Origin of the sequence: Streptomyces sp. NPDC016469, assembly GCF_040632905.1 — a bacterium.
Classification (GTDB): domain Bacteria; phylum Actinomycetota; class Actinomycetes; order Streptomycetales; family Streptomycetaceae; genus Streptomyces.
In genome coordinates, this window is sequence record NZ_JBEYCQ010000019.1 from 82285 (window position 1) to 93748 (window position 11464).

The following is an 11464-nucleotide window of genomic DNA, read 5'->3' on the forward strand; positions in this document are numbered from 1 at the left end:
CTTAAGTAATTACCCGCAAGCCCCCCTGGGCAAAAAGCCCGGTCAAAAAGTCTTTTGCTCCCCGGCTCTTGACGGCCGCCACCCCCGGACCGATAGAACTTAAGCCCTAAGAAGCTAGGTGCTTACAGAGGTTCGTGGGCGATGTCACCGCCTCACGGGCACCGCGTACCGCTCCCCCACCCGTACGCTCAGCTCACCCGCACCCTCTGCGAACACGTACACCTGGCTCCCCCAACCGCTCCGGGCCCCCCGCGGAGCAGGAGGAACCCTGGATGAGCACCGACATCTCACAGGACGCCGCGCCGGGCCCCTCGCCCGCCGGTACCACCCGCACCGCCATCGCGGCCCGGTTCGAACGGCTGCCGCCCTCCCGCTGGCACGTCACCGTCCGCCTGATCGTGGGCGTGGTCACCTTCTTCGAGGCGTTCGACCAACTGCTGATCGCCTACGCGCTGCCCGAACTGCGGGACGAGTGGCACCTGTCCACCGGCGACGCCACGGCCGTCCTGACCGTCGGCTCGGTCGGCATGCTCGTCGGCGCCCTGCTCTCGGGGCGGCTGGCCGACCGCTACGGCCGGGTGAAGGTCATCGCGTACTGCATCGCCCTGTCGGGCCTGGTGAGCCTGGCCCTCACCGCCTGTACCTCGCTCACCCCGTTCCTGGCGCTCCGCTTCGTGCAGGGGCTCGCGATCGGCGGCGAGGTGCCGGTGGCGGCGGCCTTCATCAGCGAGGTCACGCGCAGCTTCAAGCGGGGCCGCTTCGTCCTGCTGTACGAGCTGGTCTTCCCGGCGGGCCTCACCGTCGGCGCGCTGGTCGCGGCCTGGGTCGTCCCGGCCGCGGGCTGGCGCACGATGTTCGCGGTCGCCGCCGTCCCCGGTCTGCTGGCCTTCCTCGTGCAGCGCCGGGTCCCGGAGTCCCCGCGCTGGCTCGCGGACCGGGGCCGGCTCGCGGAGGCGGAGGCGGTGATGGCCGGGATCGAGGCGAAGGTGGCCGCCGCGACGGGGCGGCCGCTCCCGGCCCCGGGCACCGCGGGTGCTCCGGAACAGGCCACGGCAACGGCCCCCACCGCCGCCACCGCCGCGGAGCGGGCGGCGACCGGCGTGCGCGGTCTGTTCACCGGCCGCTACCGGCGCCGCACGCTGGTGGTCGGCGCGATCTGGTTCACCGGCTACTTCGTGAACTACGGCGTGACGTCCTGGCTCCCCAGCATCTACAAGGACGAGTACGGCCTCGGCCTCTCCGACGCCCTGCTCTACTCCACGGTGACCTCGGTCGCCGGCCTGCTCGGCTGCCTGATCGTCGCGCTCACGGTGGACGTCCTGGGCCGCCGCCGGATCTTCGCGATCTGCCTCGGCGCCTCGGCGGCCCTGCTGCTCACCCTGGCCGCACTCGGCGCCGGCTCCCCCGTCCAGGTCCTGATCTGGACCTCGCTCTCGGCGGTCGGCTTCTTCGGCTCCAACATCTGCCTGTACCTGTACACCCCGGAGCTGTACCCGACCCGGATGCGGGCACTCGGGTGCAGCGTCGGCGGCGCGGTCAACCGCCTGGGCGTGATCCTCGGCCCGATCCTGGTCGGGGTCGTCTACGCGGCGAACGACAGCGTCGTCGCGGTCTTCGTGATGCTCGCCGCGGTGGCGGTGGCCGGCGCGGTGGTCGCCGGCACCCTGGCCGAGGAGACGGCGAACCGTTCCCTGGAGGAGATCTCGCCCTGACGGGCGGGCATGGGCGCGGAGGCGGCCGGGGCGGCTAACGTCCCCCGGTCGCCTCCGCGTCGTTCGCGGACTCCTCCGCGATGCGTTCGTGGTGGCGGATGACCTCCGCGACGATGAAGTTGAGCAGCTTCTCGGCGAAGGCCGGGTCGAGGTGGGCGCTCTCCGCGAGCCGGCGGAGGCGGGCGATCTGGCGGGCCTCGCGGGCCGGGTCGGCCGGGGGGAGCTGGTGGGCGGCCTTGAGGTGGCCGACCTGCTGGGTGCACTTGAAGCGTTCGGCCAGCATGTGGACGACGGCGGCGTCGATGTTGTCGATGCTCTGGCGCAGCCGGTCGAGTTCGACGCGTACGGAGGCGTCGATGTCGTTCGTGGTCATGGGCAGCGAGCTTACGGGGCTACGAGCTGATCGTCGGCGGGTGTTCGGGGTCCGGGACGCGGTCGCTCCAGCCGCCCGGGACCGTGCGGCCCTGCTGTTCGCGGAAGCGGACCGGGGCGATGCCGACGCGGCGGGCGAAGAGCCGGGAGAAGTAGGCCGGATCGTCGTAGCCGACGCGGCGGGCGACGGCCGCCACCGGCAGGTCGCTGGTGGCGAGGAGCTCCTTCGCGCGCCCGAGCCGGATGGTGAGGAGGTAGTCCTTGGGGCTGCAGCCCGCGCCCCGGCGCACCGCCGTCCGCAGTTCGGCGGAGGTCATCCCGTGGCGGGCCGCGTGCTCGGCGACCGACAGCGGCTGGAAGGCGTCCCGGGCGAGCGCCTGGAGCACCGGGTCGCCGTCGGGGCCGACATCGGCGCGGGCCCGGCGCAGGGCGACGAGGAGTTCGTGCACGGCGGCCCCCGTCTCGACCTCCAGGAGCGGGTTGCCGCGCCGGGCCGCCCGGACCATCCGGCCGATCGCGGCGCGCGGGGCGGCGGTGTCCGCGAGCGGGACCAGGGGGCGGTCGGGTTCGATGTAGCCGAGCTCGGTGTACGTGGCGGTGGCGGGCCCGGTGAAGTCCACGAAGCTCTCGTCCCAGCCGGACGCGGGGTCGGCGCCGTAGTGGTGCGGGGTGCCCGGGGTCAGCCAGATGAGGCTGGGCGCGGTGACCGGCACCCGCCGCCCGTCGGGCCCGGCGAACCAGCCGCTGCCCGAGTGGACGACGACAGCCACGTGGTGGTCCAGGGTGCGCGGACCGACGGTCGGCAGAGTGCCGTGCTGGAGGCCGACGCCGAGGCAGACGAGGCCGAGGCGGTGGTGGAGCGGGCTCGGCGTGAAGAAGCGCATCCAGGTGTGGTACATCGGCCTCTTCCTTCCCGGTCGGCCCTCTGGTCAGGCAACACGCGTCCAAACAGCCAAGATCTTTGTCCATGGACCGGCCGCACGCCAGGGGTGAGGCTGGACCGAGACATTCCGCGCATCAGGAGAACGGGCACCATGGCTGACTTCACCGTCGGGGACGACGGCTTCCGGACCGACGGGAAGCCCGTACGGCTGCTGTCCGGGGCCCTGCACTACTTCCGGGTGCACGAGGGCCAGTGGGACCACCGGCTCGCGATGCTGCGGGCGATGGGCCTGAACTGTGTGGAGACGTACGTCCCGTGGAACCTCCACGAGCCCCGGCCCGGCCGCTTCCGGGACACCGGGGCGCTGGGTCGGTTCCTGGACGCGGCGCACCGGGCGGGCCTGTGGGCGATCGTGCGCCCGGGCCCGTACATCTGCGCGGAGTGGGAGAACGGCGGGCTCCCCGCCTGGGTGACCGGCCGGTTCGGGCGGCGGGTGCGGACCCGCGACGAGGGGTATCTCGACGCGGTCCGCGCTTGGTTCGCCGAGCTGCTGCCGCAGGTCGCGGAGCGGCAGATCGACCGCGGCGGCCCGGTGATCATGGTGCAGGCCGAGAACGAGTACGGGAGTTACGGCACCGACGCGGTCTACCTGCGCCGGGTGGCGGAGCTGCTGCGCGCCTGCGGGGTGAGCGTGCCGCTGTTCACCTCGGACGGGCCGGAGGACCACATGCTCACCGGCGGCTCGGTGCCGGGCCTGCTCGCCACCGCCAACTTCGGTTCGGGCGCCCGCGAGGCGTTCCGGGTGCTGCGCCGCCACCAGGCATCGGGTCCGCTGATGTGCATGGAGTTCTGGTGCGGCTGGTTCGAGCACTGGGGCGCGCCGCCGGTGGTGCGGGATCCGGCGCAGGCGGCCGGCGCGCTGGCGGAGATCCTGGAGTGCGGGGCGTCGGTGAACGTCTACATGGCGCACGGCGGTACGAACTTCGCCGGCTGGGCGGGTGCGAACCGTTCCGGCCCGCTCCAGGACGAGGAGCTGCTGCCGACGGTGACGTCGTACGACTACGACGCGCCGGTGGACGAGTACGGCAGGGCGACGGAGAAGTTCCGGCTGTTCCGGAAGGTCCTCGCCGGTTACGCGGACGGGCCGCTGCCCCCGCTCCCGCCCGAGCCCGTCGGGCTCGCCGCCCCGGTGCGGGCGGAGCTGACCGAGTGGGCGCCGCTGGACACGGTGCTGGAGGCGCTGGGCGACGAGGAGGCTGCGGAGTCCGGGGTGCCGCCGACGTTCGAGGAGCTGGGGGTCGACCGCGGCCTGGTGCGCTACCGGGTCGCCGTGCCGGGTCCGCGCCGCCCGTACCCGCTGGGTGTCCCGGGGCTGCGGGACCGTGCGGTGGTGTACGTGGACGGGGTGCGCCGGGGCGTCCTGAGCGAGGGGGCCTGCGTCCTGGAGGAGCCGGTGGCCGGGCCCGCCGAGGTGGAGCTGTGGGTGGAGTCGCTGGGCCGGGTCAATTACGGGCCGCGCCTGGGCGAGCCGAAGGGCATCACCGGGGGCGTGCTCCACGAGCGCCAGTATCTGCACGGGGTGCGGGCGCGGGCGCTGCGGCTGGACGCGTTCGAGGAGCCGGGCGCGGTGGCGGGCGTGCCGTTCGCGCCGGTCGGCGGGGAGGGCCGGGAGGGCGGGACGGGGCTGTACCGGGGCACGTTCGAGCTGACGGCCGGGGCGGACCACGCGGGGCTCGAACTCCCGGGCTGGACGCGCGGGTTCGTCTGGGTGAACGGGTTCTGCCTGGGCCGGTACTGGGCGGCGGGTCCGCAGCACACGCTGTACGTGCCGGGTCCGGTACTGCGGGACGGGGCCAACGAGGTGTGGGTGCTGGAGACGGAGGGCGCGGGCGCGCCGTACGTCCGGCTGGGCCAAGGGCTGCCGGTGCGGACCGGCGGCTGACAACCCGGGGACGCCTTCGCGGGTCTACATGGGTGAGGATCGGTCCCGGAGCGGCGAGCGGGGGTACGGACATGCCGGACAGCCCTCGCCGCAGCCCCGTCGAGCACGGGTTCCCGCATCTGGAGACGGTCCGCTCGGCGATCACCGCGCTGTACCGGAGGCTGTCGGCCGACGGGGTCCAGCGGTTCGCGCCGAGCCTCGCCCCGGCCGACGCCGCGTTCGCCGACGCGGACGATCTGCACCTGGGCGCGCAGCGGGTGGCCCGGGCGATGGTGCGCCATTACCGGCTGCCGGACGCCCGGGTGGTCGTGGCGTTCCGGTCCATGGAGCACGCGGGGAGCGTCGAACTCGCGGCGGGGCCGGAGTACTTCGTGGAGCTGAACGACCGCTTCCGCACCCATCGCCGGGACATCGGCGCGGCCCTGTCGCACGAGGTCGCGCACGTGCTGCTGCACCGGCTGGGCCTGGAGTTCCCCGGCACCCGCGACAACGAGATCCTCACGGACACGACGGCTGCGTACCTCGGGGCGGGGTGGCTGCTGCTCGACGCGTTCCGCGAGGACGCGACGTCCAGCCAGAAGCTGGGGTACCTGACGCCGGAGGAGTTCGGGTACGTGCTGGCCAAGCGGGCCCTGGTGTTCGGCGAGGACCCCTCGCCGTGGTTCACCAGTCCGCAGGCGTACACCGCGTACACGGAGGGCCGGGCGCGGGCGCTGCGGGACGCGGCGCGGGCGCCGCTGACGGCGGCGGGGTGGGCGGGGCGGCGGCGTTACACCCGTGACCGGCGGTCGGTGTCCGGGGCGCCCGGGGGTTCGTACGCCTTCGAGGCGGGCGGGGACGGGCTGCGGGTGGTGTTCCCGTGTCCGGTCTGCCATCAGCGGATCCGGGTCCCGGTGCGGGGACGGGTGCGGGTGCGGTGTGCGCTGTGCCGCGCGGTGCTGGACTGCACGACGTGACGGGTCACTGTCCGCGCGCCGGAGGGGCGAAACCGAGCCCCTCCGGCGAAATAGAGCCCCTCCGGCGATTGAGGAGCGGGGTCCGGGGGCAGCGCCCCCGGAGTGTCACGCGGCCCGGCGGCTGCGCTGCGCGGTGCCCCTGGAGGCACCGGTGCCGCGGGACGCACCGGTGCTGCGGGACGCTCCGGTCCCCCGGCCCCGGCCGCGGCTGCCCGAGCGGGTGCCCGTGCCCGCCGGCCGCGTGCGCGGCTTCGGCTGGGTCGGCTGCGGGACCTCTATGACCACCGCGACCCCGGACGGTTCGCGGGCGCCCGTGATGCGGGTCAGCTCCTCGTCGCTGGAGCGGATGCGCGTGGTGCGCGGGTCGATGCCCGCGTCGCGCATCAGACGCGTCATCTCCCGCTTCTCGTCGGGCAGGACCAGGGTGACGACGCTGCCGGACTCCCCGGCGCGGGCGGTGCGTCCGCCTCGGTGGAGGTAGTCCTTGTGGTCGGTGGGCGGGTCCACGTTGACGACGAGGTCGAGGTCGTCCACGTGGATGCCGCGGGCCGCCACGTTCGTCGCGACGAGGGCGGTGACCTCGCCGTTCTTGAACTGGTCCAGGGTCCGGTTGCGCTGCGGCTGCGAGCGCCCGCCGTGCAGCGCGGCCGCGCGTACACCGCTGGCGAGGAGCCGCTTGGCGAAGCGGTCGGCGGCGCGCTTGGTGTCCACGAACATGATCACGCGCCCCTCGCGGGCGGCGATCCGCGTCGCGACGGCCTTCTTGTCGGTCTCGTCCAGGACGTGGAGGACGTGGTGCTCCATGGTGGTGACCGCGCCGGCGGACGGGTCGACCGAGTGCACGACGGGGTCGGTGAGGAACATCTTGACCAGGCGGTCGATGTTCTTGTCCAGGGTCGCCGAGAACAGCATCCGCTGGCCGTCCGCCTCGACCTGCTTGAGCAGGGCGGTGACCTGGGGCATGAAGCCCATGTCGGCCATCTGGTCGGCCTCGTCCAGGACGGTGATCGCGACCTGGTCCAGGCGGCAGTCGCCGCGCTCGATGAGGTCCTTGAGCCGGCCCGGGGTCGCGACCAGCACCTCGGCGCCGCGCCGCAGCGTAGCGGACTGCCGGGTGATCGACATGCCGCCGACGACGGTGGCCAGGCGCAGGTTGACCGAGGTGGCGTACGGGGTCAGCGCGTCGGTGACCTGCTGGGCGAGCTCGCGGGTCGGGACGAGGACGAGGACGAGGGGGGCCTTCGGTTCGGCGCGGCGGCCGGCGGTGCGGGCCAGGAGCGCGAGGCCGAAGGCGAGGGTCTTGCCGGAGCCGGTGCGGCCCCGGCCGAGGATGTCGCGGCCGGCCAGCGAGTTGGGCAGCGTGGCGCCCTGGATCGGGAACGGCTCGGTCACGCCCTGCGCGGCAAGGGTCTTCAGCAGGGCTGCGGGCATGTCCAGCTCGGCGAACGCCTCGACGGCGGGCAGTGCGGGGGTGATGGTCTCGGGCAGCGCGAATTCGCCCTGCGGCGGCGTGGCCCTGCGACGGGGCGACGCCTTTCCGGTTCCCTTGCCGGAACCCTGTGCGGTTGCCTGTGCCCGGTCCGTGCCGCGCGCCCTGGACGGGCGGTTGCGAGCGGGACGGTCCTGGCGTTCGGAGCGGGTCATATCGGGATTGTCCTCCTGGGACAGCACGAGCCGGGGCCCGCACCTTGACGGTGCGGGCCCCGGCTGCGAGGTACGCGTCCGGCGAAAATTAGGCCGGGACGATGTTCTCCGCCTGCGGGCCCTTCTGGCCCTGCGTGACGTCGAAGCTGACCTTCTGGCCCTCGACGAGCTCACGGAAGCCCTGGGCGTTGATGTTCGAGTAGTGGGCGAAGACGTCGGCGCCGCCGCCGTCCTGCTCGATGAAGCCGAAGCCCTTTTCAGAGTTGAACCACTTCACGGTTCCAGTAGCCATGTCGATCTCCTAAGGAGGTGCAGTGCCGGAAATTCGCACTTTACGAATTCCAAGTCGCCGCATTGAGCCCCATCCGGAGAAAGCCGGAAAACAATAATGCGCCTGACGAAGCATTCCGTCAGGCGCACATAAAGTTCATGGGTACCAAAACTGCAACACGAACACCGTAGCACGACCCGACGCCGGATGTCGGGAGGCGGGTCGATCAGGCGTCGTTTCCCCGGCGGACGGTGCGCAGCGGGCGGCCGGGGCGCCAGGTGGTGATGACGATGGTGTCGCCGTTCTCCAGCCCCACCCGCACCACCTCGGTGGGCTCGACGCGGAACAGGTGGAAGGGCTCGGGCGGGGTGCGCTCCTCGACGAAGCGGGCGAGGACGGCGGGGTCGGTCACCTCGACGGCGCGCCCGGAGATCCGGACGTCCCCGTCGGCCATCTCGGCGCCGGGCCCGGGGTTGGCGTGCACCGAGAAGCGGGGGTCGCGGCGCAGGTCGAGGGCCTTGCGGGAGTTCGGCATCATGCCGAGGTGCGGCTCGTCCTGCCAGAAGTCCACCTCCAGGCCGGTGAGCCGGGGCGATCCGTCCTTGCGGAGGGTCCCGAGGACGTGGTGGCGGTAGAGGGCGAACCTCTGCCGCACGGTGTCGGCGAAGTCGGGTTCGGCGGTGCGGAAGTCGGTCCAGGAGTGCGTGGTCATGAGGGTCATGGAACCCGCAAATCCCGACAGCCTCTGTCCGGATTCGTATGCGGCGGTCGCACCCCACCCGTTCGGATGCCGTGCGGGAGGGGGCGTGATGCACTGGGAGGGGCGGATGCCGCCGCCCGGCGGCGGGTGGGGCCGCTCCCGGGTCCGAGGTGATTTCACATGGCGATCTTCATGAAGGCGTCGCTGCCGGGCATGACGACGGACCAGTACGAGGCGCTCAACGCGGAGCTGCGGGCGCTGCCCGGCGACACGTTCGCGGGGTGCCTCGCCCACGTCTGCGTCACGACGGACGCGGGCATCGAGGTGTACGACCTCTGGGAGTCCCAGGAGGCCATGGACAAGTTCGGCGCGACCCTGATGCCCGTGGCCGAGAAGCAGGGGCTGACCCAGACGGGCACCCCGCCGGCGGTCTCCCAGGTGCACCGGTACTGGCTGCCGGGCGCCTGAGCCCTGTCCCGTAGTCACGCGTGGTGGTGTGCCGGCTCCCGGCCGCCGCCCTGTCGCTCCGCTGGAGCGCCCCCACCCTCCGGCTCGCCGGCCGGGGGGTGGCGCGTGCCGTGGCGGCCCCGCCCTCCGGCCCGGGTGCGCGCGCGTCACCCGTGTTCGCTATCTTGATCGCCGCCGTCCCCCCACCGGCCCCGAGCCCGTACCGACGAAGGAGCCGGCCATGGAGGCCGCCGCCACCACCTGCTACCGCCATCCCTCCTACGAGACGTATGTGAGCTGCGTCCGCTGCGAGCGCTTCATCTGCCCGGACTGCATGCGTGAGGCGGCGGTCGGCCACCAGTGCGTGGAGTGCGTCAAGGAGGGGCAGCGGTCGGTCCGGCAGGCCAGGACCGCGTTCGGCGGGACGGTCTCGCGGACCGCGGTGCCGGTCGTCACGTACGCGCTGATCGGCCTCAACCTCCTGGCGTATCTCGCGGAGCTGATACGCCCGGGCGTGGTCGACCGGTTCGCGATGACGGGGGCGGGGCTGACCGACGCGGACGGCGGGCGGTACGTCTACGTCGACGGCGGCTACCCCGGGTTCGACGTGGTGGGGGTGGTGGACGGCGAGTGGTACCGGCTGCTGACCGGGGCCTTCCTCCATCTGCCGCCGGACGGCTCGTCATTCGGGTCGCTGCCGTTCGGGGTGCTGCACATCGCGTTCAACATGTACGCCCTGTGGAATCTCGGCCGGGTCGTCGAGGAACAGCTGGGCCGGGTCCGGTTCCTCGCGCTGTACGTGCTGTCCGCGCTGGGCGGTTCGGTGCTGGTGTACCTGATCTCGCCCTCGGACGAGGTGGTGGGCGCTTCCGGCGCGATCTTCGGTCTGGCCGCCGCGTTCTACGTCATCAGCCGCCGCCTGGGCCGGGACATGCAGGCGGTCAACAGCTTCCTGGCGGGGTTCCTGGTGTGGATGCTGCTCTCGGCGGCCTTCACGTCCTGGGAGGGGCACCTGGGCGGTCTGCTGACCGGGGCGGCGGTGACCGTCGTGTACGCGTACGCCCCCGCCGGGCGGCGTACGGCGGTGCAGGCGGCCGGGTGCGTGGTGCTGGCGGCGGTGCTGGTGCTGCTGGTGGTCCTCAAGACGTCGGCGCTGACCGGCTGAGCGGGGCCGGGGCGGCTCGGTCTGACACGATGACCGCATGCGGAACGATCACGTCATGGAGCGCTCGTATGCCCTGGTGCGGCGGCTGCATCCGCTGGACTGGCTGGCCGGAGGGCTGCTGCTGCTCGGGGTGATCGCGGCGGCGACCGGGCTGCTGCCCGCCGGTCCGGCCGAGGACCAGCTGCGGCGCATCGGGCCCCTGCTCGCCTTCCTGGCGACGGTGATCGTGCTGGCGGAGCTGGCGGGCCGCGCCCAGGTCTTCGATGTGGTCGCGGCGTGGGTGGCGCGGGCCGGGCGGGGGCGGTATCCGCTGCTGTTCGGGCTGTGCGTGGCGTTCGCCTCGCTGACCACGATCACCCTGAACCTGGACACCACGGCCGTGCTGCTCACTCCGGTGATGCTGGCGCTGGCCGGGCGGGTGGGCATCGCGGCGGTGCCGCTGGCGATGACGACGGTGTGGCTGGCCAACACGGCGAGCCTGCTGCTCCCCGTGTCGAATCTGACCAATCTGCTGGCGGCGGACCGGGTGGCGCTGTCCCCGGCCGGTCTGGCCGCGGTGATGTGGCTGCCGCAGCTGGCCGCGATCGGGATGACCGCCCTGTGCCTGTGGGTGTTCTACTGGCGCCGGGGGCGGCGGGGCGCCGATACGTACACCCCGCCGCCGGTGCCGTCGCCCGAGGACCGGGTGCTGCTGGGCGTGTGCTCGGTGGCGTGCGCCGGGTTCCTGCTGGCGATCCTGGTGGTGGACGTGCCACTGTGGTCGGCCTCGCTGGTGGCGATGGTGGTCGTGGTGGTGGCGTACGCGGTGCGGCGGCGCGAGGAGCTGCGGCTCTCGCTGGTCCCGTGGCGGCTCCTGGTCCTGGTGCCCGGGATGTTCCTGGTGGTGGAGACGGTCAACGCGCACGGGCTGCACAAGGTGCTGGTGCGGGCGCTCGGCTCGGACGACGGCCTCGGGGGCATGCTGCGTACCGCCGGGGTGGGTGCGGGGCTCGCCAACGTACTGAACAACCTTCCGGCGTACGTGGCGGGCGAGGCGGTCGTCCCGGCGGGCAACCACCATCAGCTGCTGGCCCTGCTGATCGGGGTGAACGCGGGCCCGCTGGTCACCCCGTGGGGGTCGCTGGCGACGCTGCTGTGGTTCGAGCGGTGCCGGTTCCAGGGGACGCGCATCGGCGTACGGCGCTTCGCGCTGACCGGCCTGGTGCTCGCGGTGACGGCGACGGCGGCGGCCACCTGCGCGCTGGCGCTGACCGCCTGAGCCCCCGGCGCCACCCGGCCCCGGACGCGCCACGGCGCCTGCCGATTCGTCCGGTCGGGGACGGGCAGGCGCCGCGTTCAGTTCCGCACGCCGTTGTGCGGGACGTCTGTGTGC

General features: G+C 73.0%; 11 protein-coding genes. 6 read left to right on the forward strand and 5 right to left on the reverse strand.

From position 1 onward, the window contains the following. Window positions 1-272: 272 nt before the first annotated feature. A complete protein-coding gene (locus ABZ565_RS22320) occupies window positions 273-1712 on the forward strand; it encodes an MFS transporter (protein WP_361029504.1) in 1440 nt (479 codons plus the stop codon). A 34-nt stretch (window positions 1713-1746) separates the two neighbouring features. Here the strand turns inward: ABZ565_RS22320 and ABZ565_RS22325 are convergent, their stop codons facing one another. Beyond that, a complete protein-coding gene (locus tag ABZ565_RS22325; RefSeq protein WP_361029507.1) occupies window positions 1747-2085 on the reverse strand; it encodes a chorismate mutase in 339 nt (112 codons plus the stop codon). Between the two features lie 19 nt (window positions 2086-2104). After that, the gene (locus ABZ565_RS22330) at window positions 2105-2983 is read right to left on the reverse strand and encodes an AraC family transcriptional regulator (protein ID WP_361029510.1); all 879 of its coding nucleotides are present in this window, start codon (window positions 2981-2983) and stop codon (window positions 2105-2107) included. Window positions 2984-3118: 135 nt separating this feature from the next. Here ABZ565_RS22330 and ABZ565_RS22335 point away from each other — a divergent pair, with 135 nt between their 5' ends. Both ABZ565_RS22335 and ABZ565_RS22340 read left to right on the forward strand, forming a co-directional pair. Further along, window positions 3119-4909, forward strand: coding sequence for a beta-galactosidase family protein (locus ABZ565_RS22335; protein WP_361029513.1), 1791 nt, complete (start codon window positions 3119-3121; stop codon window positions 4907-4909). A gap of 71 nt (window positions 4910-4980) precedes the next feature. Then, entirely contained in the window at window positions 4981-5865 is an 885-nt protein-coding gene (locus ABZ565_RS22340) for a hypothetical protein (RefSeq protein ID WP_361029516.1), read from the forward strand. 105 nt (window positions 5866-5970) lie between these two features. Here the strand turns inward: ABZ565_RS22340 and ABZ565_RS22345 are convergent, their stop codons facing one another. From ABZ565_RS22345 to ABZ565_RS22355, 3 genes are all read right to left on the reverse strand, one after another. Beyond that, entirely contained in the window at window positions 5971-7509 is a 1539-nt protein-coding gene (locus ABZ565_RS22345; protein WP_361029519.1) for a DEAD/DEAH box helicase, read from the reverse strand. 88 nt (window positions 7510-7597) lie between these two features. Further along, window positions 7598-7801 carry a cold-shock protein gene (locus ABZ565_RS22350; protein WP_018104519.1) on the reverse strand — a complete coding sequence of 68 codons (204 nt, stop codon included), beginning with the start codon at window positions 7799-7801 and terminating at the stop codon, window positions 7598-7600. A gap of 205 nt (window positions 7802-8006) precedes the next feature. Next, entirely contained in the window at window positions 8007-8492 is a 486-nt protein-coding gene (locus ABZ565_RS22355) for a pyridoxamine 5'-phosphate oxidase family protein (RefSeq protein WP_361029522.1), read from the reverse strand. Between the two features lie 168 nt (window positions 8493-8660). Here ABZ565_RS22355 and ABZ565_RS22360 point away from each other — a divergent pair, with 168 nt between their 5' ends. The 3 genes from ABZ565_RS22360 (at window position 8661) to ABZ565_RS22370 (ending at window position 11350) form a co-directional block, all read left to right on the forward strand. Further along, window positions 8661-8948 (forward strand): hypothetical protein, encoded by a 288-nt coding sequence (locus ABZ565_RS22360; RefSeq protein WP_361029525.1) that lies wholly within the window; start codon window positions 8661-8663, stop codon window positions 8946-8948. A 220-nt stretch (window positions 8949-9168) separates the two neighbouring features. Then, window positions 9169-10092 (forward strand): rhomboid family intramembrane serine protease, encoded by a 924-nt coding sequence (locus ABZ565_RS22365; RefSeq protein ID WP_361029529.1) that lies wholly within the window; start codon window positions 9169-9171, stop codon window positions 10090-10092. A gap of 37 nt (window positions 10093-10129) precedes the next feature. Further along, the gene (locus ABZ565_RS22370) at window positions 10130-11350 is read left to right on the forward strand and encodes an SLC13 family permease (RefSeq protein WP_361029532.1); all 1221 of its coding nucleotides are present in this window, start codon (window positions 10130-10132) and stop codon (window positions 11348-11350) included. Window positions 11351-11464 lie beyond the last annotated feature (114 nt).